The sequence below is a fragment of the Mycolicibacterium thermoresistibile genome, from assembly GCF_900187065.1.
GTDB classification, from domain to species: domain Bacteria; phylum Actinomycetota; class Actinomycetes; order Mycobacteriales; family Mycobacteriaceae; genus Mycobacterium; species Mycobacterium thermoresistibile.
The window spans coordinates 1,604,637-1,624,803 of record NZ_LT906483.1 but is presented as its reverse complement, the minus strand read 5'-3'; the positions used below and the strand labels follow the sequence as shown (position 1 = coordinate 1,624,803).

Here is a 20,167-nt window from a genome sequence, read left to right as displayed (position 1 = left end):
CCCCGATGGGCAACCCTTTGGTTGCCCAGCTTTTCGGCCGGTCAGATGTTCTCCGGGTCGTCGGACAACGCCTCGGCGGTCCGCCGCGCGAGTTCGACGGCGGTGCGCGCCCACTGCCCGGAGGCGCCGGCCAACCCGCACCCGGGGGTGACCCCGATGCGGTCCCGCAGCACCGACCGTGCAAAACCGAGCCGGTCGGTGAGCCCGGCGGCCGCCCGTGCGATCTCCTCCACCGCCGGCGGGCGCTCGGGCATCACCACCGGCACCACGCCCAGCTGCACCGTGCGACCGGCGTCGAGGAACTCGCCCAGCCCGTCCAGATCCGCCTCGGCCAACGTCGCGGGATCGATCGAGATCGCATCGATCGCACTGCGCTGCAATATCTTCCACGGAATGCCCGGTGCACAGATGTGCACCGCGACGGGCACCCCGACGGTGCGCGAACAGATGTCGAGCAGATCGACCGCGACCGCCTCCTCGACCGGCGGCACCGAGTCCAGGTCGGTCACGCCGCTGAGCCGTCCGGCCGACGCCGCCGGCAGCGACGGCTCGTCGAACTGCACCACCACCGGGCACCCCAACCGCCGGGCCAGCTCGGCGCAGTGCCCGGCCACCCCCTCGGCCAGGGACACGGCCAGATCGCGCAGCGCCCCGGTGTCGGTGACGGCCCGGTGCCCGTTGGCCAGCTCGACCTCGGCGGCCAGCGTGATCGGCCCGGGCGCCTGCACCTTGACCGAGCGTGACGTGCCCCGCAGACCGGCCCGCTCCCAGGCCTCTTCCAGCGCGTCCAGGTCCTCGTCGAGCAGGCTGACCGCGCGGCGCACCACGCGGGTGCGCCGGGACGCGACCCGGTAGCCGCGCGGCACCGTGTCCATCCCGATGTCGATGAGCAGCGCGGCCGCCCGGCCGATGACATCGGCGCCGATCCCCCGCTCCGGCAGCTCCACCAGATGCGGCAGTCCGGCGAGTTCCCCGACCACGACCTGCGCCGCCTCCCGGGCCGAGGTGCCCGGCCAGGAGCCGACTCCGGTGGCGACGGCGAAAACGCTCACTCGGCCAACACTATTCGATGGCCTCGATGAACCGTTAGTCTCCTTGCAGGAGGGAGCGTCGTGCCCAGGTCAGTCCGGTTGTCCGCGGTCTGGTGTCTCACCGCGTTGCTGGTGGCCGGGTGCGCACAGACGGTCGCCGGCACCGCGCTGCGGGCGCCCGAACGCCCGGGCGAAAATTCCCGCTCCCCGGTCGACATCGATGCGCTGCTGCTCACCCAGCCGCAGATGCGGGCGATCACCGGGGCGGGCGAGGACCTCACCGTGATCCCCAGCATGGACGGCAAGATCCCGGTCGACATCGAGCAGTTCGCCGCCACGACACCCGCGCAGTGCGCGTGGATCTTCCGGGAGACCGAGACGTTCGGCCCCGACGTCGAGGATTTCCACAAGACGACGTTTCAGTACCCGGCCCGATCCGCGTTGATCTCGCAGGGCGCCGCGGGCTACCGGGACCCCGAGGCGGCCCGCCTGGCGTTCACCGATCTGACCCGCCGGGTCGACGACTGCGGCCGGACTCCCCTGGCGCCGATGTTCGTCGGTTCGTTCTCGGTGCGACCGGAGTCGGTGCGGATCCGCACCGGGGCGTCGTGCGGCCGCGACTACCGCGTGCAGTCCGTGGTGTTGGTCGAGGTGACGTTCTGCGGATTCCCGGAATCGGTTCCCGACATGGTGATGACGAACATCCTGGCGAGGCTGCCGGGGTGACCGGTCAGCGGGTCAGCGTCGCGCTTCCGAGCACCTCGTCACCGGCCGGATCGGGGCGGTAGAGCACCATCGTCTGACCGGGTGCGACGCCCCGTAGCGGTTCGCGCAGCTCGACCTCGAGGTGGTCGCCGCGGACCTCGGCCACCGCCTCGGCCAGCCCGCCGTGCGCACGGACCTGGACCACACACTCGACCGGTCCGTCGAAGGGCTGCCCGGAGGTGAACACGGGCCGTTCGCCGCGCAACCGCCACACGTCGAGCTCCTCGGCGGAACCCACCCGCACGGTGCCGCTGTCCGGGTCGATCGCGGTGACGTACCGGGGCCGGCCGTCCGGACCCGGCCCGGCGATCCCGAGCCCCTTGCGCTGGCCGATGGTGAAACCGTGCACACCGTCGTGCTCGGCGAGCTTGGTGCCGCTGGAGTCGACGACCGCACCGCGCCGCACCCCGATCCGGGCGCCCAGGAACGCCCGGGTGTCGCCGGACGGGATGAAGCAGATGTCGTGGCTGTCCGGCTTGTCGGCGACCGCGAGGCCGCGGCGGGCCGCCTCCTCGCGGATCTGCTGCTTGGGGGTGTCGCCGATCGGGAAGATCGCGCGCCGCAGTTGCTCTGCGGTCAGCACGCCCAGCACGTAGGACTGGTCCTTGTCCCGGTCCACCGCGCGGCGCAGCCGGCCGTCGGTGAGCCGGGCGTAGTGGCCGGTGGCCACGGCGTCGAAGCCCAGCGCCACCGCCCGGGCGGCCAGCGCGGAGAACTTGATCCGCTCGTTGCACCGCACGCACGGATTGGGCGTCTCCCCCCGTTCATACGAGGAGACGAAGTCGTCGATCACGTCGGCCTTGAACTTCTCGGCGAAATCCCAGATGTAGAAAGGGATTCCGAGTACATCGGCGACGCGGCGGGCGTCCCCGGCGTCCTCCTTGGAGCAGCAACCCCGGGATCCGGTGCGCAGTGTGCCGGGCGCTTCCGACAGGGCCAGGTGCACACCGACGACGTCGTGCCCGGCGTCGACCATGCGGGCCGCCGCGACCGAGGAGTCCACTCCTCCGCTCATCGCCACCAGCACCCGCATCACTTGTCCACCCCCGCGCTGGCCAACGCCGCCTGCCGGGCCCGCTCCACCGCCGCCGGCAGCACTGCCAGCGCCGCGTCCACATCGGCTTCGGTGCTGGTGTGCCCCAGCGAGAGCCGCAGGGAACCCCGGGCGCTGGCCGAGTCGGCTCCCATCGCGATCAGCACATGCGACGGCTGCGCCACCCCGGCCGTGCAGGCCGAACCGGTGGAGCATTCGATCCCGTTGGCGTCCAACAACATCAGCAGCGAGTCGCCCTCGCAGCCGCGGAAGGTGAAGTGTGCGTTGCCGGGCAGCCGGTCCGCCCCCCGCGCCCCGTTGAGGTAGGCGTCGTCGATGCCGGTCAGCACGCCGTCGATCAGCCGGTCCCGCAGCGCGGCTATCCGTGCGCTGACCGCAGGCAGGTTCTCGATGGCCGCCTCGGCGGCGACGGCCATCGCCACCACGCCGGCCACATGCGGTGTGCCCGAACGGATATCGCGTTCCTGACCACCACCGTGCAGCAACGGCACGCACTCGGCGTCCCGGCGGATCAGCAATGCGCCCACCCCGGTGGGGCCGCCGAACTTGTGCGCGCTGATGCTCATCGCCGACAGGCCGCTGGCCGAGAAGTCGACCGGTAGGTGCCCGACCGCCTGCACCGCGTCGCTGTGCATCGGCACCGAGAACTCGGCGGCCACCGCGGCCAGTTCGGCGATCGGCGACACCGTGCCCACCTCGTTGTTCGCCCACATCAGCGTGACCAGGGCGACGTCGTCGTGGGCCCGCAAGGCCTCCCGCAGCGTGGCCGGGGTGACCGAACCGTCGGGTTCGACGGGGAGCCACGTCACCTCGGCGCCCTCGTGCTGGACCAGCCAGTCGACGGCGTCGAGCACCGCGTGGTGTTCGACCCGGGTGGTGATGATGCGGCGCAGTCCGGGCGACGCGGCGCGCCGGGCCCAGTAGAGTCCCTTGACCGCGAGGTTGTCGCTCTCGGTGCCGCCCGCGGTGAACACCACCTCCGACGGTCGCGCCCCGAGCAGCCGGGCCAGGGTCTCGCGGGCCTCCTCCATCCGCCGTCGCGCCACCCGGCCGCTGCTGTGCAGCGACGACGCATTGCCGACCGTGCTCATCACGTCGGTCATCGCGGTGATGGCAGCCGGATACATCGGGGTGGTGGCGGCGTGATCGAGATACACCGTCTGGGGGGTGTTCATGACCCGTCCAGAATAGTCGTCACCCGGCGATACCGGCGTCTCGCCTGTTCAGGCGGCCACCACGGGGCGGTGCGGGCGCGGCGCTGGGATGCGCCCGTGCACCGCGGCCTGACACCGCCGGGCCAGCTCACGACGGTCGCCGGTGGGTAACTGCAGCTCGGCGACCTGCACCCGGCACACCGTCCGACGGGCGGCGATGACCCGCAGCAGGGAGCGGAGCAGGGTGTCGTCGCCGACGAAGGCGGGCACCGTCGAGCGCCGGCCGCCGCGGTGGTGGTAGCTCAACCGTAGCGGCTGCACCGGCCGGCCGGCGTCGACCGCGGCCTGGAACAGCGCCGGCCGGAACCGTCCGCGGGCCAGGCCGCACCAGGTGGTGCCCTCCGGGAAGGCGACCACGGTCCGGCCGCCGCGCAACCGCTCGGCGACCGCGTCGACGACCCGGGGCAGCCGGCGCAGACTGTGCCGGTCGATGGGGATGACGGGCAGGAGCCGGGTCAGCCGGCCGATCAGCGGCCACCGCACCAGTTCGGCCTTGGCGACGAATTCGCCGGGCAGCACCGCGCCGATGGCGAGGGTGTCCAGCCAGGAGACGTGGCCGCTGACGACCAGCACGCCGGGCAGGTTGCGGATCGGCCCGCCCGACACCGCCAGGCGCACGCCGAGAACGCGCAGCAGCAGCCGGCAGGAGATGCGCTGCAGCAGCGCGGCGGGCCGGGCCTGCTCGGTACGGGGAGGTGCGGGCACCAGCCGCACCAGCACGGCCGGCAGCAGCAGCACCGGTAGCAGCGTGACGAGCAGCGTGACACGCAGCAGCGTCCGCGCGGCGCGCGCGACCGGCCGGCCCGGTTCGTCGGCGCCGGCCCGCACGCAGCCGGCGTCGCAGTCCGCGTGCGGCAGCCAGGCGTGGGCGCCGGTCATCGCACCGCTCCCCCGGCCGCCGGGCCGGTCCGGTCCGGGTGTCCCCGCTGCGCCGCGGCGGCGGACCGCAATCGGCGCAGATACCGCACATCGGCGTTGCGTTTGGCCAGCAGCGCCGGGAAGTCGCCCACCCCGAAGTCGGGATCGTGGGCCGGTTCACCGCACACCTCGGCGCCCAGCCGCAGATAGCCGCGCAACAGCGGCGGGATGACCGTGCGGGCCGGCGGGGTGATCTGGTCGAGCGTCTTGCCGCCGACGGTCACCGGCCGGTAGGGCCGCACGGTGTAGCGCTCCGGCGCGCGGTGCCGCCGCAGCACGTGGTCGCGCACCCCGCGGATCTGGGTTCCCGGGGCAGCTCCGGATCCGTCCGGCAGACCGGCCGGGTGCACGGGCACCGAGACGCATCCGGTGACGTATTCGTAGCCGTAGCGGTCCAGGTAGGCCAGGATGCCCGCCCACATCAGCAGGACGACCGCGCCGTTGCGGTGGTCGGCGCGGACCACCGCCCGCCCCATCTCGACCAGTGAGCCGCGCAGCGGGTCCAGGGCGCTGATGTCGAACTCGGTGGCGGTGTACAGGCCGCCGGCGGCGACCGCGCCGCCCGGCGGCAGCATCCGGTAGCAGCCGACCAGGTCGCCGCTGCGGTCGTCGCGCACCAGCAGGTGGTCGCAGAACTCGTCGAAGCGGTCGGCGTCCCGACCGTCGGGGGCATCCGGCAGCGCGAAACCGGGTTCGGTGCTGAACACCTCGTACCGCAGCCGTTGCGCGGCGTCGACGAGCGTCGGGTCGGTGCCCAGCAGCAGGGTGTACCGCGGTGTGCCGGTCGCCGATACGGACGGCCGGTCGGCGGCGATGAGTACGGCGGAGGTGCTCATGCCGGTACCGTCGCGAAACGGTGCGGCGGGCCGGCAAGCTGGGCGTGACGTGTCTGTGAACGGGGGTGGAAACCCTGGTCAATCCGATGCGGGCGGGGCCAGCACCGCGGCCAGGGGGGTACCGGCGATGACGGCCCCGGCCCCGGTCACCAGGCTGGTGTCGTCGATCCGGGTGCCGAAGTAGGTGGCCTGCGGATCGATGACCACCGGTGTCCGGCGGTGCTGGTGGGCCAGCACGGTGCGGGCCAGGTCGGCGAAACTCATCCGGTCCGGGCCGCCGATGTTCACCACCCCGCCGGCCGGTTCGGCCACGGCGCGGGCGGCGACCTCGGCCGCGACGTCTGCCGCGGCGATCGGCTGGATGGATCCGTCGGGGACGCGCACCTCGGCGCCGACGATGAGCGACTCGACGATGGCTTCGGCGAATTCGTCGAACTGGGTGGCCCGCACGATGGTGTAGGGCAGTCCGGACTCGGCGATGATCCGTTCCTGGGCCGCCTTGGCCCGCATATAGCCGCTGTCGGGCAACTCGTCACAGCCCACGATCGACAGCGCGACATGGTGGCCGACGCCGGCGGCCCGGGCCGCGGCCGTCAGGTTGAGCGCCGCCGCGGTGAAGAACTCCGACACCGGGCCGTCCGCGAACGACGGTGAATTGACCACGTCCACAAGGACATCCGCGCCGGACAGCGAGTCGGCGAGTCCGGCTCCGGTGACGACGTCGGCCCCGGTCGACAACGAGGCGGGCACCACATCGTGACCGTCGGCGCGCAGCAGCGCGACCACCTCAGAACCGATCCGGCCGGTGGCTCCGAACACCGTGATCCGCATGACCGCCCCCTCCACCGGGAAGTGCCCGACGGATCGAGTGTGAACCCGGCGGTGGCCGGGCGCAGCGGAACCGCCAAACGCGCCCCGGCGAAACCCGGAGATGGCCCCGCAGCGCAAGAAGTGCCCCGAAACACCTGGTTTCGGGGCACTTCTGCGCAGTCTGCGCGCGGTTCACCGCGCGCGGCGGATCAACCCTTGCGGGCCTTGATCGCCTCGGTCAGCTGCGGGGCGACCTTGAACAGATCGCCGACGATGCCGAGGTCGGCGATCTCGAAGATCGGCGCCTCCTCGTCCTTGTTCACCGCGACGATCGTCTTGGAGGTCTGCATACCGGCCCGGTGCTGGATCGCCCCGGAGATACCCAGCGCGATGTACAGCTGCGGGGAGACCGTCTTACCGGTCTGGCCGATCTGGAACTGACCCGGGTAGTAGCCGGAGTCCACCGCGGCGCGGGAGGCGCCGACGGCGCCGCCGAGCGCGTCGGCGAGTTCCTCGACGACCCGGAAGTTCTCGGCACTGCCGACCCCGCGCCCACCGGCGACCACGACGCTCGCCTCGGTGAGCTCCGGACGGTCGCCGGCCACCGCGGGCTCCCGCGCGGTGATCTTCGTCGCGTTCTCGGCCGGTGCGGGCACCTCGACGTTGACGACCTCACCGGCGCCCTCGGCCGGCTCGGCCTCGATGGCGCCCGGACGGACGGTGTAGATCGCGAGCTCGCCGGTGACCTCGGCCTCGACGGTGAACGCGCCACCGAAGATCGAGTGCACGCCCTTGCCGCCGGGCTGCACGTCCACGACGTCGGTCAGGATGCCGGCCCCGGTGCGCGCCGCGAGGCGGCCGGCGATCTCCTTGCCGTCGGCGCTGGCAGCGAGCAGCACGGCCGCCGGGGAGGCCGACTCGACCAGCCCGGCCAGCACGTCGAGCTGCGGGGTGATCAGGTAGTTCGGGACGTCGTCGGACTCGGCGACATAGATCTTGGCGGCGCCGGCCGCCTTCAGGCCCTCGATCAACGGTTCGGCGGTGCCCGGGGCCCCCACCACCACCGCCGACGGCTCACCCAGGCGGCGGGCGGCGGTGATCAGTTCGGTGGTGACCTTCTTCAGCGCACCTTCGGCGTGCTCGACGAGCACGAGTACTTCAGCCATTGGTCTTCTTCCGTGTCTCTTCGTCTGGGAAAGGGTCTGACGGCGCACAGAAAACGATGCAGCCTGCGATCGCCGTCGCTGGACGTTCTGCTAGATGAGCTTCTGCGCCACCAGGAACTCGGCGATCTTGTTGCCGCCGTCGCCCTCGTCGGTGATCTTCTCGCCCGCGGTCTTCGGCGGCTTCGGCGTGGCCGACAGCACCCGCGACCCGGCGTTCTCGACACCGACCTCGTCGGGCTCGACTCCGATGTCGGCGAGCGTGAGCGTGGTCACTTCCTTCTTCTTGGCGGCCATGATGCCCTTGAAGGACGGGAAGCGCGGCTCGTTGATCTTCTCGTTGACGCTGACCACCGCCGGCAGCGATGCCTCCAGGGTGAACACCCCGTCGTCGGTCTCCCGCTCGGCGATCACCTTGCCGTTCTCGACGGTCAGCTTGCGCACGTGGGTGAGCTGCGGCAGGCCCAGGTACTCGGCCACGATGGCCGGCACCGCGGCGCCCACACCATCGGTGGACTCGTTACCGGCGATCACCAGCTCGGTGCCCTCGATGGTGCCCAGCGCGCGGGCCAGCGCCCAGGCGGTCTGCACCATGTCGGAGCCCTTCATACCGTCGTCCAAGAGGTGGACGGCCTTGTCGGCGCCCATCGACAGCGCCTTGCGAATCGCCTCGGTGGCGCGCTCCGGGCCGGCGGTCAGCACGGTGACGGTGCCCTCCCCGCCCTCCCGCTCCTTGATGAGCAGCGCCTCCTCGACGGCGCGCTCGTTGATCTCGTCCAGCACCGCGTCGGCGGCTTCCCGGTCGAGGGTGAAGTCATCGTCCCTGAGCTTGCGCTCGGACCAGGTGTCGGGCACCTGTTTGATCAGGACCACGATGTTCGTCATGAGTCTGGCTCGTCCTCCCTCAAGTGGCCGGCGGCCGGCCGGCGATACCACGCTTCAAGCACCAACTGAGCAACAACCACCATGTTACCCGTCGGTAACTTTCGGCGGTTTGCAGGAACACAATAACGGGTGGCCGATGTGCTTCGACGTCTCGCCCGGGGTCTCGCCCGGGGACTCGCCCGACGTCCCGCCCGGGGTCCCCGCCGGACACCGGCCGATGATCCCGGAGCGGCCAAACCGTTGGTGAACCGGCCACCGACCGACCGACTGCGTTAGCCTGCCTTCCGATGAGCGCTTTTTCCACGGCCGGATCCGATGCGGACGGCCCGATCAGCGTCCTCCCGTTGACCGGTGAGCGCACCGTTCCGGGTCTGGAGCGGGAGAACTACTGGTTCCGCCGCCACGAGGTGGTCTATCAGCGGTTGGCCCACCGGTGTGCCGGCCGGGTGGTGCTCGAGGCGGGCTGTGGTGAGGGTTACGGCGCGGATTTGTTGGCCGAGGTGGCCGCGCACGTCATCGGATTGGACTACGACGCCGCGACGGTGGCCCATGTCCGCGCCCGCTATCCCCGGGTGGACATCCGCCACGGCAATCTGGTGGACCTGCCGCTCGCCGACGCATCGGTCGATGTGGTGGTGAATTTCCAAGTGATCGAACACCTCTGGGATCAGGAGAAGTTCATCGCCGAATGTCTGCGGGTGTTGCGGCCGGGTGGGCAACTGCTCGTCTCCACCCCCAACCGGATCACCTTCACCCCCGGCAGCGACACCCCGGTCAACCCGTTCCACACCCGGGAACTCAATGCCGCCGAGCTCACCGAACTGCTCACCGACGGCGGGTTCGGGCTGTCGGCGATGTACGGCGTCTTCCACGGTCCGCGGCTGGCCGAACTCGATGCCCGCCACGGCGGTTCGATCATCGACGCCCAGATCTCGCGGGCGCTGGCCGATGAACCGTGGCCGGCCGAACTGCTCGCCGACGTCGCGTCGGTGCGTACGGAGGATTTCGATCTGATCCGCTGCGACGAGGACGACCGGGACCGCGACGGCCACAACATCGATGACAGTCTGGACCTCGTCGCGATCGCGGTGCGCCCATGACCGGCGGCGCGGACTCCCCCGACCCGGTTCCCGGGCTGTTCACCCTGGTTCTGCACACGCATCTGCCCTGGCTGGCCCACCACGGACGGTGGCCGGTCGGCGAGGAGTGGTTGTACCAGTCGTGGTCGGCGACCTATCTGCCGGTGTTGCGGGTGTTGCGCACCCTGGCCGACGAGGGGCGCCACCATGTGCTGACGCTGGGCGTCACCCCGGTGGTCGCGGCCCAGCTCGATGATCCGTACTGCCTGACCGGAATGCACCACTGGCTGGCGAACTGGCAGCTGCGGGCGCTCGAGGCCACCACGCTCGGTGACCCGTTACGGGCCTTCGGCCGGCACGAGTACGCCCGGGCGGAGCGGGCGTTGGAGGAGTTCGACACGCGGTGGCGGCACGGCGCCAGCCCGCTGCTGCGCGAACTCATCGACGCCGGCACCATCGAGCTGCTCGGCGGCCCGTTGACCCACCCGTTCCAGCCGCTGCTGCATCCGCGGTTGCGCGAGTTCGCGCTGCGCGAGGGGCTGGCCGATGCCGGGCTGCGGTTCGGGCACACCCCCGCCGGCATCTGGGCGCCCGAGTGCGCGTACGCACCGGGAATGGAAACCGGTTACGCCGCGGCGAATGTCAGCCATTTCATGGTCGACGGTCCGGCCCTGCACGGGGATACGGCGCTGGGCCGGCCGGTGGGCGACACCGACGTCATCGCGTTCGGGCGTGATCTGCAGGTCTCCTACCGGGTGTGGTCACCGAAGTCGGGTTATCCGGGGCACGGCGCCTACCGCGATTTCCACACCTTCGACCATGTCACCGGGCTGAAACCGGTGCGGGTCACCGGTCGCACCGTGCCGTCGGAGGAGAAGGCGCCCTACGATCCGCAGCGGGCCGACCGGGCGGTCGACGCCCACGTCGCCGACTTCGTCGAGGTGGTGCGCAATCGGCTCATCGAGGAGAGCGGCCGGATCGGCCGCCCCGCGCATGTGGTCGCGGCCTTCGACACCGAGCTGTTCGGACACTGGTGGTACGAGGGGCCGGTGTGGCTGGAACGGGTGCTGCGCGCGCTGCCCGCCGCCGGGGTGCGGATCGGCACCCTCTCCGATGCCATTGCCGACGGATTCATCGGTACCCCAGTGCAATTGCCCGCAAGCTCGTGGGGGTCGGGCAAGGATTGGCGGGTGTGGTCCGGCCCGCAGGTGGCCGATCTGGTGGAGCTCAACGCCGAAGTCGTCGAAGGCGCGCTGGCCACGGTGGACAAGGCGCTGGCGCACAACGCCGCGCTCGGCGCTCCGGCGCCCCGGGACCGGGTCGCCGATCAGATCCTGCGGGAGACGCTGTTGACGGTGTCCAGCGACTGGCCGTTCATGGTCAGCAAGGATTCGGCGGCCGACTATGCGCGCTACCGCGCCCATCTGCACGCCCACGCCACCCGGGAGATCAGCGATGCGCTGGCCGCCGGGCGGCGCGAACACGCCCTCCGGCTGGCCGAGGGCTGGAACCGCGCCGACGGTCTGTTCGGCGCCCTCGACGCCAGGAGACTCCCGGCGATGAAAGAGATCTCATGAAGATTCTGATGGTGTCGTGGGAGTACCCCCCGGTGGTCGTGGGCGGGCTCGGCCGGCACGTCTACCACCTGTCCACCGCGCTGGCGGCGGCCGGACACGAGGTGGTGGTGCTCAGCCGGCGCCCGACCGGCACCGACCCGAGCACCCATCCGTCCACCGACGAGGTCCGGGACGGCGTGCGGGTGCTGGCCGCGGCGCAGGACCCGCACGAGTTCGACTTCGGCCGGGACATGATGGCCTGGACGCTGGCGATGGGCCACTCGATGGTCCGCGCGGGCCTGGCGCTGGGGCTCCGCGGCGGCACCGGCGGCACGCCGTGGCAGCCCGACGTGGTGCACGCCCACGACTGGCTGGTCGCCCACCCCGCCATCGCTCTCGCCGAATTCTTCGATGTGCCATTGGTTTCCACCATCCACGCCACCGAGGCCGGGCGGCACTCCGGCTGGGTCTCCGGCCCGATCAGCCGGCAGGTGCACGCGGTGGAGTCCTGGCTGGTGCGCGACTCCGATTCACTGATCACCTGTTCGGCGTCGATGAGCGAGGAGATCACCGAACTGTTCGGGCCCGGACTGTCCGAGATCCGGGTGATCCGCAACGGCATCGACGTCGCGCAGTGGCCGTTCGCGAGGCGGTCGCCCCGTTCCGGTCCGCCGCGGCTGCTGTATGTCGGACGGCTCGAGTACGAGAAGGGTGTTCAGGACGCCATCGCGGCGCTGCCCCGGATCCGGCGCACCCATCCGGGCACCACGCTGACCATCGCCGGCACCGGCACCCAGCACGAGTGGCTGGTGGAACAGGCACGCAAGCACAAGGTGCTCAAGGCAACCCGGTTCGTCGGGCAGCTCGGCCACGAGGCGTTGCTGCGGCAGTTGCACACCGCCGACGCCGCAGTGCTGCCCAGTCACTACGAGCCGTTCGGCATCGTCGCGCTGGAGGCCGCCGCGACCGGGGCCCCGTTGGTCACCTCCACCGCGGGCGGCCTGGGCGAGGCGGTGATCGACGGGGTGACCGGAAAGTCGTTCAAGCCCCGCGACATCGCCGGTCTGACGGCGGCGGTGCGCGCGGTGCTCGACGACCCGGAGGGCGCGCAGCAACGCGCCGTCGCCGCCCGGGAACGGCTCACCGCGGACTTCGACTGGCACTCGGTGGCCGCCGAGACCGCGCAGGTGTATCTGGCGGCCAAACGGCGCGAGCGGGAACCGTTGCCCCGCCGCCTGATCGTCGAGCACGCCCTGCCGGACCGCTGAGACCGGTCAGCGGGCGGCCTTCTTGCGTTCGATGTCGGCCAGCGCCGCCGCCAGCTCGGCGCGTTCGGCCGCCGACGCCTCCCAGGCCAGTCGCCGGTTCTTGATCACCTTGGCCGGGGCGCCCACCGCGATCGAGTAGTCCGGGATCTCACCGCGGACCACCGCGTGCGATCCGAGCACGCAGCCGCGCCCGATCGAGGTGCCGCGCAGCACCGACACCTTGGCGCCCACCCAGGTGTCCGGCCCGATCCGCACCGGGCTCTTGACGATGCCCTGATCCTTGATCGGCATCTCGATGCTGTCCATCTTGTGGTCGAAGTCCACGATGTAGCACCAGTCGGCCATCAGCACCGAATCGCCCAGCTCGATGTCCAGATAGGCGTTGATGACGTTGTCGCGGCCGAGCACCACCTTGTCGCCGATCCGCAACGACCCCTCATGGGCCCGGATGTTGTTCTTGTCACCGATGTGCACCCACCGGCCGATCTCCAGCTGCGCCAGTTCCGGGGTGGCGTGGATCTCCACGTCCTTGCCGAGGAAGACCATCCCGCGGGTGATGATGTGCGGGTTGGCCAGCTTGAACTTCAACAGCCGCCAGTACCGGACCAGATACCACGGTGTGTACGCGCGGTTGGCGATCACCCACTTCAGTGACGCCCAGGTGAGGAACCTGGCCTGGCGTGGGTCGCGCAGCCGTGATCCCCGCCAGCGCACGTGCAGCGGTGCACCCCACATCGTCGTCATGGCCGGAAAGCCTACGCGAACCGCTCGGCGGGCTCGGGTTACCCTCACCTGGGCTGAACGCGGATCCCCGACGGGCCCCGACGTGGTTCTCGTGCGGTCCCGAGAGACTGGAGAGAAAGGACACCGTGATCCGGCGACTGATGGCGACGGCGCTGACGGCGCTGACCACAGCGGTGCTGGCGGGTTGCGGTGACGCCGGGTCCTGGGTCGAGGCGAAGCCGGCCGAGGGATGGTCGGCACAGTACGGCGACGCGGCCAACAGCAGCTACACGTCGGCCGCCGGGGCCGAGGCGCTGACCCTGGAGTGGAGCAGATCGGTCAAGGGTGAGCTGGCCGCCCAGGTCGCGGTCGGCGCCAGCGGATATCTGGCGGTCAACGCCCAGACCCCGGCCGGCTGCTCGTTGATGGTGTGGGAGTACGCCAATTCGGCCCGCCAGCGCTGGTGCACCCGGTTGGTGCAGGGCGGCGGCCGGACCAGCCCGTTGCTGGACGGTTTCGACAACGTCTACATCGGCCAGCCCGGCGCCATCCTGTCGTTTCCGCCCACCCAGTGGATCCGCTGGCGCAAGCCGGTGATCGGGATGCCGACGACCCCGCGGATCCTGGCGCCCGGGGAACTGCTGGTGGTGACCCATCTGGGCCAGGTGCTGCTGTTCGATGCCCACCGCGGCACGGTCACCGGCACACCGCTGGACCTGGTGGCCGGGGTGGATCCGACCGACTCCGAACGCGGGCTGGCGGACTGCGCCGGCGCGCGCCGGGGCTGTCCGGTGGCCGCCGCGCCGGCGTTCTCCGCGGCCACCGACACGGTGGTCCTCGGCCTGTGGGAGCCCGGCGCCGATGAACCGGTGCTGATCGGGTTCCGCTATGAACCGGGCCGGCAGCTGCGGCGGGAATGGACGAGCACGGCCGTCGGCGGCGGGCCGCTGGCGAGCCCGGTGCTCTCGGCCGACGGCACCACGATCTACGTGCACGGCCGCGACCGGGCGTTGTGGGCCCTCGACGCCGCCGACGGGCAGGCGAAATGGTCGGTGCCGCTGGGTTTCCAGCCGCAGACACCGCCTTCGGTGTCGCCGGACGGGCTGATCATCGCCGGCGGCGGGCCGGGCGCGCAGCTGGTGGCGGTGCGCGACCACGGTGACCGGGCCGAGCGGCTGTGGACCCGCGAGGACGCAGAACCGTTGTCGGCGACCAGCCAGACCGGCGCCGGGGTGGCCTATACGGTGGCCCGCCACGGTGATCGCGGCCTGGCGCTGCTGGTGATCGACACCGGCGACGGCCGCACCCTCAACAGCTACCCGTTGCCCGAGGCCACCGGCTGGCCGGTCGGGGTGTCGATCGCCGCCGACCGCCGGGTGGTCACCGCCACCAGCGACGGTCAGGTCTACGGGTTCGCGCCGGCCGACTGAGTCGCGGGGGCCGGCCCCGTCGTCGACGGCCGGATCACACCGTCAACAGGTTGACCAGCACCGTGCGCGGCACCGAGACCTGTGACACCCCGGCGGCGTGCGGGAGCAGTTCGCCCTGGCTGAAGAAGAAGATCACCTCGTCATCGGTCAGCGCGAAGTTCTGGTAGTTCGCCGGGTCGAGGCCGTCCTCCGGGAGGATCGGCTGATCGATGCCGGTCAGCTCCTGCAGTTCGCGCTGCACCACCGGGTAGATCACCTCCAGCGGTGCGCTCTCGGGGTCGAACAGGGTGTCGAAGGTGATCGGCGCCCGGGTCCTCAGGTCGTAGTTGAAGGCCTGATACCAGGTGGTGGGATGGGCGCCGCCGACGTTCTGGTAGACCTCGAACACCACGCTGCGGGTCCCGGTCGCCGCATCACCGGACCGGTACTCGGTGGCCCGCGCGTCCAGCGCGTACGGCAGGTTGCGGGAACCCGGCATCTCGGAGACGTTGACGAACCCGTCGCGGGTCTGGATCAGATAGTCGGTCAGCGCCTGCTGATCGGGGTAATCGACCGGGAACACCATGTCGAGCAGGTAGGTGGGGGTCTCGGCGTGGACCTCGCACCGCCGGTCGTCGGCGACCGTGCCGCCCAGCGCGTCGCAGGCGGTCTGGGCCCCCGCCGTCCCCGGGATGGAACAGCTGATGAGACCGCCCGCCAGCAACGCGGCCGTCGTCTTGAGTATGCGCATGGCGCCAGTCCCCTTTGTCGGTCAACGCTTTCGCTCGCCGGCCCGCGGTTGCCCGGGCGGGCCATCCGGCGTGTCAACATCAGCGTACGTGCCGGTTCACCGTGACGGACGGCATATGAATGCCGTTGCCCGGCTTGCGTGTTTGCTTCCGATGCGGGTGATGACCACGGCCAGCGGATGCCGGCCGCGGAGCCGGAGCCGGGTGCGCAGCCGGTCGGGATCGACATCGACACCGCGTACCAGGATCTCCACCGCCCCGGCGTCGTGGGCCGCCAGCGCCTGCCGGAGCCGCCGTTCCCGGTAGGGCAGCTCTTCGAGCACCTCGAAGCCGCGCACACCGGCCGGCAGCCGGTCGCCGGACAGATAGGCGATGTCGGGGTCGAGTTGCCACAGACCGTGCCGGGCCGCGTAGTGCCGCACCAGCCCGGCGCGGACCACCGCCCCGTCGGGGTCGATGATCCACCGGCCCGCGGCGGCCACCGGGCACTCCCCCGGTTCGGCGTCGGTGATGACCTCGGACCGGTCCAGGATGGTGGCCCGGCGGCGGACGCCGGGTTCGGTGAGGCTGCCGGACCACAGGCAGGCTTCCCGCACGCTGCCGGCCAGCGAGACGACCTCGACCTCACCGTCGAAACCCACTGCGCCCAGCGCCCCGAACTCGATTCCGGGGGCGCATTTCACGACGCTGTCGCGGCCGCGGTAGACGTCGAACAACGCGTCCAGCGGCGGCGTGTGGGCGCGCGGGTCGAACCGGCGCCGGCCCCCGCTGCGCCGGGCCGGGTCGGCCACCACGACGGTGTCGCGGGTGATCGGGCGCAGTGCGTCGGCGCGGCACAGCGCGACACCCGGGCCGAGGTTGTGCCGGGCCATCTGCAACCGCACCGGGTCGATGTCGCTGCCCACCAGCTGGGCCGCGGTGAGCCGCAGCGCCGCCAGTTCGGCGCCGATCGAACAGGTGACGTCGTGCACCTTGCGGCCGGTCAGCCGGCGGGCCCGGTGCCTGGCCACCGGCGCCGCGGTGGCCTGCTGCAGCGCCTCGTCGGTGAACAACCAGCGCGACGGGTCGTCGAACTTGGCCGCGGCACGCCGGCGCAGCAGCGTGGTCTCCACCAACACCGGGGCGCGGTCGCCGAACCGGGTGCGCAACGCGGCGACGTCGGCCACCCGGGTGGCGTCGGTCAGCGGCATCGCCGCGACCTCGGCCAGGGCGCCGCGACCCGCGTCGCTGCGGAGGTAGGCGACGTCGTCGAGGGTGAACCTCAGGACGGTTTGACCCCGGTGACCATCACGTTGTAGAACCAGCCCTTCGGCATCACCCGGCGCCAGACGTTGGCGTCCACCCAGCTCAGGGCGGTCCAGCTGCCGAACGCGAACTTGGCCCAGTTCCACCCCAACTTGCCCGGCGGCACCGCCGCTTCGAAGGTGCGCACCGGCCAGCCCAGCATCGCCGCGGTGAATTCCTCGCTGGCAGTGGCCACCTCGACGGCGCCGGCGTTGCGGGCCATCCGCTCCAGATCGCTCGGTTCGAAGGTGTGCAGGTCGACGACGGCCTCCAGCGCGGCCGCCCGGGACGACTCGTCGAGCTCGGCCTGCGGCCGCCGCCAGCCCTGCAGACCGGGCAGTCTGGTGACGGTGGTGGCGACGTGCCAGGTCAGCGTCGACAGGGCGCGCGCGTAGGAGTTGCCGACGGTGGTGGGCTCACCGGCGAACACGAACCGCCCGCCGGGTCTGAGCACTCGCACCACCTCGCGCAGCGACAGTTCGACATCGGGGATGTGGTGCAGCACGGCGTGGCCGACCACGAGGTCGAAGGTGTTGTCGTCGTAGGGAATCCCCTCCGCGTCGGCGACCCGGCCGTCGACGTCAAGGCCCAGGGATCGGCCGTTGCGGGTGGCCACCCTGACCATTCCCGGCGACAGGTCGGTCACCGAACCGCGCCGGGCCACCCCGGACTGGATCAGGTTGAGCAGGAAAAAGCCGGTGCCACAACCTAATTCCAGAGCGTTGTCGTAGGGCAGTTCGCGTTGCACGTGGTCGGGCACGATCGCGTCGAACCGGCCGCGGGCGTAGTCCACGCAGCGCTGGTCGTACGAGATCGACCACTTGTCGTCGTAGCTCTCCGCCTCCCAGTCGTGATAGAGGATCTGGGCGAGCTTGCTGTCGCGCATCGCCGCCTCGACCTGCTCGGCGGTGGCGTGCGGATTAGGCGCCGGCAGGTCGCCGGCGCCCTCAGACCCGATGCCGGGTTCCGTCGTCTCTGTCATGGCAGGGAGCCTAGCGGTCGGGTGCCGCGCCGCGTCGCGCGCGCGGGGGGTGACCGTCGACGGCGGCCTTGGCGGCGGCCAGCACCGGGGGCGCGTGCCCGGTGAGCCGCCGGGCCCACGCCAGCGCCGCGTCGTAGACGTCGTCGGGCGCGACCATCTCGTCGATCAGGCCCAGCGACAGCGCCTCCTCGGCGCCGACGAACCGGCCGGAGAACACCAGATCCTTGGCCTTGCTCGCCCCGATCGCGGTGGCCAGGCGGGCGCCGCCGCCACCGGTCGGCGGGCGCCCGGCCAGGATGTCGGTGGCGCCGAATTTGACGTTGTCGCCGGCCACCCGCCAGTCCGCGGTCAGCGCGAGGGTCAGCCCGGATCCCAGGGCGTATCCGGTGATGGCGGCGACGGTGGGCCGCGGGATCGCGGCGAGGGCGTCGAACGCGGCCCGGCACATCCGGTCGGCGGCGGCCACCCGACGGGGCGCCAGGGTGCGCAGTTCGGCGGCGTCGTCGCCCGCCGAGAAGATCTCCGGCCCGCCGAACAGGATCACCGCCGCGATGCCGTCGTGGCGTCCCACCTCCGCGGCCGCGGCTGCCAGTTCCCGGTACAACTGCCGGGTCAGCGCATTGCTCGGCGGCCGCGACCACGTCAGCGTGGCGACACCGGGCTGCTCGTCACCGGTGTGGATGGAGACGAATTCCCTCATGGCGACCGGTGGTTGCGTGCGGCGTTGTAACGCTCGCTGTCGAAGAACTCGATCTCCCAGTTGCCGTTGTCCACCCGCAGGTGCGGCTCCACCGCGACGATCTGCCGCTCCACGGCCATCACCTCGGCGACGGTCCGGCCGGCCAGCGAGTCGAGCTGGGTCCAGGTGGGCGGCAGCAGGAACGTCCTGCCGGCCGCGAAGTCGGCGAGCGCCTGCTCGGGGGTGACCCAGTCGGCCTGATCGGTTTCGGTGTTGTCGCCGTCGGCGCGCTGACCGCCGGGCAATGCACCCACGAAGAAATAGGTGTCGTAACGGCGGGTGCGTTCCTCCTCCGGGGTCACCCAGTTGGCCCACGGGCGCAGCAGATCCGCCCGCAACACCAGGTTCTCGGCCCGCAGGAACTCACCGAACGACAGCGATTTGTCGGCCAGGGCGCGCCGCGCGTCGTGGTACACCGAGGCGTCGTCGACCAGGACGTCGGAGTCGTCGGCCGCGCCGGCGAACAGCACACCGCACTCCTCGAACGTCTCCCGGGCCGCGGCGCACACCAGCGCCTCGGCTAGGCCCTCGTCGACCCCGAAGCGCTCGGCCCACCAGGCCGGTTCCGGCCCCATCCAGGCGATGTCGGCGTTGCGGTCCCGGTCGTCGACCCCGCCGCCCGGGAACACCATCACCCCGGCGACGAAGTCCATCGCCGAGTGCCGCCGCATCAGGAACACCTCGAGTCCGGCGGCCCCGTCGTGCCTGTCGCGGATCAGCATCACGGTGGCGGCCGGGCGGGGCGGCAGCGGCGCCGGCGGTTCCGAACGGGTCATGTGTGCCTCCTGTGTGCGGGGCGGCTGCGCACGCGGCGCGCGAAATAGCGTCCGTCGATGCGGTCCAGCGCGATGGACTGTCCGAACGCCTTGGTGAGGTTCTCGGCGGTCAGCACATCGGGCAGCAGGCCGGCGTCGACCACCCGTCCCTCCGACAGCAGCAGACAGTGGGTGAAGCCCTGCGGGATCTCCTCGACGTGGTGGGTGACCAGGACCATCGCCGGGGCGTCCGGATCGGCGGCCAGATCGGCCAGGCGGGCCACCAGTTCCTCCCGTCCGCCCAGGTCCAGCCCGGCGGCCGGTTCGTCGAGCAGCAACAGTTCCGGGTCGATCATCAACGACCGGGCGATGAGCACCCGTTTGCGCTCCCCCTCGGAGAGGGTGCCGTAGGTGCGGTCGGCCAGATGCTCGGCGCCCACGCTCTCCAGCATGTCGAGCGCACGCTGATAGTCGATGTCGTCGTACTGCTCCCGCCAGCGACCCAGCACCGCGTACCCGGCCGACACGACCAGATCGCGGACCAGTTCCCCGCCCGGAATCCGTTCGGCCAGCGCCGCGCTGCTCAGGCCCACCCGGGCCCGCAGTTCGGTGGTGTCGACCCGGCCGAGCCGTTCGCCGAGCACGTACACCGTGCCCGACGACGGGTGTTCCATCGCGGCGGCGATCCGCAGCAGTGAGGTCTTGCCGGCGCCGTTGGGCCCGACGACCACCCAGCGTTCGTCCAGTTCCACCGACCAGGTGACCGGGCCGACCAGCGTGCGGCCACCGCGCCGGAGCGTGACGTCGGCGAAGTCGATCAGCAGGTCGGGGTCGGCGTGTTCCTCGAGATCTTCCGGTTGTTCCGGCACGGAACCATCGTGCCGTATTGCGGTGTCACCGCCACTTCGGGGTCCAACCGGCAATTTCGGCGTGCCGAGACACCACAG

General features: G+C 71.4%; 20 protein-coding genes. 5 read left to right on the top strand and 15 right to left on the bottom strand.

The annotated features are described in order from the left end of the window. Positions 1-41: 41 nt before the first annotated feature. Positions 42-1,052 carry a uroporphyrinogen decarboxylase/cobalamine-independent methonine synthase family protein gene (locus CKW28_RS07550; protein ID WP_003924959.1) on the bottom strand — a complete coding sequence of 337 codons (1,011 nt, stop codon included), beginning with the start codon at positions 1,050-1,052 and terminating at the stop codon, positions 42-44. Positions 1,053-1,112: 60 nt separating this feature from the next. On the opposite strand from CKW28_RS07550, the gene CKW28_RS07545 reads away from it, so the two are divergent. Further along, complete coding sequence (locus CKW28_RS07545; protein WP_040546539.1) at positions 1,113-1,757, top strand: sensor domain-containing protein; 645 nt, start codon at positions 1,113-1,115, stop codon at positions 1,755-1,757. Between the two features lie 4 nt (positions 1,758-1,761). On the opposite strand, the gene mnmA is transcribed toward CKW28_RS07545, so the two are convergent. The 7 genes from mnmA to CKW28_RS07510 form a co-directional block, all read right to left on the bottom strand. Continuing rightward, the gene (mnmA, locus tag CKW28_RS07540) at positions 1,762-2,829 is read right to left on the bottom strand and encodes a tRNA 2-thiouridine(34) synthase MnmA (RefSeq protein ID WP_003924957.1); all 1,068 of its coding nucleotides are present in this window, start codon (positions 2,827-2,829) and stop codon (positions 1,762-1,764) included. After that, positions 2,829-4,025, bottom strand: a complete 1,197-nt coding sequence (locus CKW28_RS07535) for a cysteine desulfurase family protein (protein WP_003924956.1) — start codon at positions 4,023-4,025, stop codon at positions 2,829-2,831. Before CKW28_RS07535 ends, mnmA begins: the two co-directional genes overlap by 1 nt. 48 nt (positions 4,026-4,073) lie before the next feature. Continuing rightward, entirely contained in the window at positions 4,074-4,943 is an 870-nt protein-coding gene (locus CKW28_RS07530) for a lysophospholipid acyltransferase family protein (protein WP_003924955.1), read from the bottom strand. Continuing rightward, entirely contained in the window at positions 4,940-5,818 is an 879-nt protein-coding gene (locus CKW28_RS07525) for a GNAT family N-acetyltransferase (RefSeq protein ID WP_003924954.1), read from the bottom strand. The genes CKW28_RS07530 and CKW28_RS07525 overlap by 4 nt, the downstream gene beginning before the upstream one ends. A gap of 78 nt (positions 5,819-5,896) precedes the next feature. After that, positions 5,897-6,649 carry an SDR family oxidoreductase gene (locus tag CKW28_RS07520; RefSeq protein ID WP_040546552.1) on the bottom strand — a complete coding sequence of 251 codons (753 nt, stop codon included), beginning with the start codon at positions 6,647-6,649 and terminating at the stop codon, positions 5,897-5,899. A gap of 188 nt (positions 6,650-6,837) precedes the next feature. Then, the gene (locus CKW28_RS07515) at positions 6,838-7,794 is read right to left on the bottom strand and encodes an electron transfer flavoprotein subunit alpha/FixB family protein (RefSeq protein WP_003924952.1); all 957 of its coding nucleotides are present in this window, start codon (positions 7,792-7,794) and stop codon (positions 6,838-6,840) included. A 90-nt stretch (positions 7,795-7,884) separates the two neighbouring features. Continuing rightward, entirely contained in the window at positions 7,885-8,676 is a 792-nt protein-coding gene (locus CKW28_RS07510) for an electron transfer flavoprotein subunit beta/FixA family protein (protein ID WP_003924951.1), read from the bottom strand. A gap of 287 nt (positions 8,677-8,963) precedes the next feature. Here CKW28_RS07510 and CKW28_RS07505 point away from each other — a divergent pair, with 287 nt between their 5' ends. Genes CKW28_RS07505 through CKW28_RS07495 form a run of 3 tightly spaced genes read left to right on the top strand, consistent with a single transcriptional unit; the run spans position 8,964 to position 12,579 of the window. Continuing rightward, complete coding sequence (locus CKW28_RS07505) at positions 8,964-9,776, top strand: class I SAM-dependent methyltransferase (protein ID WP_003924950.1); 813 nt, start codon at positions 8,964-8,966, stop codon at positions 9,774-9,776. Then, complete coding sequence (locus CKW28_RS07500; protein WP_003924949.1) at positions 9,773-11,332, top strand: 1,4-alpha-glucan branching protein domain-containing protein; 1,560 nt, start codon at positions 9,773-9,775, stop codon at positions 11,330-11,332. The genes CKW28_RS07505 and CKW28_RS07500 overlap by 4 nt, the downstream gene beginning before the upstream one ends. Beyond that, positions 11,329-12,579: a glycosyltransferase family 4 protein gene (locus CKW28_RS07495; protein WP_003924948.1), complete on the top strand. Its 1,251-nt coding sequence runs from the start codon at positions 11,329-11,331 to the stop codon at positions 12,577-12,579. Before CKW28_RS07500 ends, CKW28_RS07495 begins: the two co-directional genes overlap by 4 nt. Positions 12,580-12,585: 6 nt before the next feature. Here the strand turns inward: CKW28_RS07495 and CKW28_RS07490 are convergent, their stop codons facing one another. Further along, complete coding sequence (locus tag CKW28_RS07490; protein WP_003924947.1) at positions 12,586-13,323, bottom strand: acyltransferase; 738 nt, start codon at positions 13,321-13,323, stop codon at positions 12,586-12,588. Between the two features lie 140 nt (positions 13,324-13,463). Here CKW28_RS07490 and CKW28_RS07485 point away from each other — a divergent pair, with 140 nt between their 5' ends. Continuing rightward, complete coding sequence (locus tag CKW28_RS07485; protein WP_003924946.1) at positions 13,464-14,732, top strand: BamB-related PQQ repeat family beta-propellar protein; 1,269 nt, start codon at positions 13,464-13,466, stop codon at positions 14,730-14,732. A 34-nt stretch (positions 14,733-14,766) separates the two neighbouring features. Here the strand turns inward: CKW28_RS07485 and CKW28_RS07480 are convergent, their stop codons facing one another. From CKW28_RS07480 to CKW28_RS07455, 6 genes are all read right to left on the bottom strand, one after another. Further along, positions 14,767-15,462, bottom strand: a complete 696-nt coding sequence (locus tag CKW28_RS07480) for an esterase (protein ID WP_003924945.1) — start codon at positions 15,460-15,462, stop codon at positions 14,767-14,769. A 96-nt stretch (positions 15,463-15,558) separates the two neighbouring features. Next, positions 15,559-16,764, bottom strand: coding sequence for a THUMP-like domain-containing protein (locus CKW28_RS07475; protein WP_435405815.1), 1,206 nt, complete (start codon positions 16,762-16,764; stop codon positions 15,559-15,561). Continuing rightward, on the bottom strand, positions 16,722-17,726 hold the full coding sequence (locus tag CKW28_RS07470) for a class I SAM-dependent methyltransferase (RefSeq protein ID WP_003924943.1): 1,005 nt from the start codon (positions 17,724-17,726) through the stop codon (positions 16,722-16,724). Before CKW28_RS07470 ends, CKW28_RS07475 begins: the two co-directional genes overlap by 43 nt. 10 nt (positions 17,727-17,736) lie before the next feature. After that, positions 17,737-18,426 (bottom strand): enoyl-CoA hydratase, encoded by a 690-nt coding sequence (locus tag CKW28_RS07465; protein ID WP_003924942.1) that lies wholly within the window; start codon positions 18,424-18,426, stop codon positions 17,737-17,739. Then, positions 18,423-19,241 (bottom strand): NUDIX hydrolase, encoded by an 819-nt coding sequence (locus tag CKW28_RS07460; protein WP_003924941.1) that lies wholly within the window; start codon positions 19,239-19,241, stop codon positions 18,423-18,425. Before CKW28_RS07460 ends, CKW28_RS07465 begins: the two co-directional genes overlap by 4 nt. Continuing rightward, positions 19,238-20,089 carry an ABC transporter ATP-binding protein gene (locus tag CKW28_RS07455; protein WP_003924940.1) on the bottom strand — a complete coding sequence of 284 codons (852 nt, stop codon included), beginning with the start codon at positions 20,087-20,089 and terminating at the stop codon, positions 19,238-19,240. The genes CKW28_RS07460 and CKW28_RS07455 overlap by 4 nt, the downstream gene beginning before the upstream one ends. Between the last annotated feature and the right edge of the window lie 78 nt (positions 20,090-20,167).

What these genes read in the sequence shown, in the direction of transcription:
- CKW28_RS07480 (WP_003924945.1), bottom strand. Translation starts at nt 15,462, where the DNA reads ATGCGCATACTCAAGACGACGGCCGCGTTGCTGGCGGGCGGTCTCATC.
- CKW28_RS07490 (WP_003924947.1), bottom strand. Translation starts at nt 13,323, where the DNA reads ATGACGACGATGTGGGGTGCACCGCTGCACGTGCGCTGGCGGGGATCA.
- CKW28_RS07495 (WP_003924948.1), top strand. Translation starts at nt 11,329, where the DNA reads ATGAAGATTCTGATGGTGTCGTGGGAGTACCCCCCGGTGGTCGTGGGC.
- CKW28_RS07515 (WP_003924952.1), bottom strand. Translation starts at nt 7,794, where the DNA reads ATGGCTGAAGTACTCGTGCTCGTCGAGCACGCCGAAGGTGCGCTGAAG.
- CKW28_RS07460 (WP_003924941.1), bottom strand. Translation starts at nt 19,241, where the DNA reads ATGACCCGTTCGGAACCGCCGGCGCCGCTGCCGCCCCGCCCGGCCGCC.
- CKW28_RS07510 (WP_003924951.1), bottom strand. Translation starts at nt 8,676, where the DNA reads ATGACGAACATCGTGGTCCTGATCAAACAGGTGCCCGACACCTGGTCC.
- CKW28_RS07535 (WP_003924956.1), bottom strand. Translation starts at nt 4,025, where the DNA reads ATGAACACCCCCCAGACGGTGTATCTCGATCACGCCGCCACCACCCCG.
- CKW28_RS07505 (WP_003924950.1), top strand. Translation starts at nt 8,964, where the DNA reads ATGAGCGCTTTTTCCACGGCCGGATCCGATGCGGACGGCCCGATCAGC.
- mnmA (WP_003924957.1), bottom strand. Translation starts at nt 2,829, where the DNA reads ATGCGGGTGCTGGTGGCGATGAGCGGAGGAGTGGACTCCTCGGTCGCG.
- CKW28_RS07520 (WP_040546552.1), bottom strand. Translation starts at nt 6,649, where the DNA reads ATGCGGATCACGGTGTTCGGAGCCACCGGCCGGATCGGTTCTGAGGTG.
- CKW28_RS07465 (WP_003924942.1), bottom strand. Translation starts at nt 18,426, where the DNA reads ATGAGGGAATTCGTCTCCATCCACACCGGTGACGAGCAGCCCGGTGTC.
- CKW28_RS07525 (WP_003924954.1), bottom strand. Translation starts at nt 5,818, where the DNA reads ATGAGCACCTCCGCCGTACTCATCGCCGCCGACCGGCCGTCCGTATCG.
- CKW28_RS07500 (WP_003924949.1), top strand. Translation starts at nt 9,773, where the DNA reads ATGACCGGCGGCGCGGACTCCCCCGACCCGGTTCCCGGGCTGTTCACC.
- CKW28_RS07470 (WP_003924943.1), bottom strand. Translation starts at nt 17,726, where the DNA reads ATGACAGAGACGACGGAACCCGGCATCGGGTCTGAGGGCGCCGGCGAC.
- CKW28_RS07530 (WP_003924955.1), bottom strand. Translation starts at nt 4,943, where the DNA reads ATGACCGGCGCCCACGCCTGGCTGCCGCACGCGGACTGCGACGCCGGC.
- CKW28_RS07485 (WP_003924946.1), top strand. Translation starts at nt 13,464, where the DNA reads ATGGCGACGGCGCTGACGGCGCTGACCACAGCGGTGCTGGCGGGTTGC.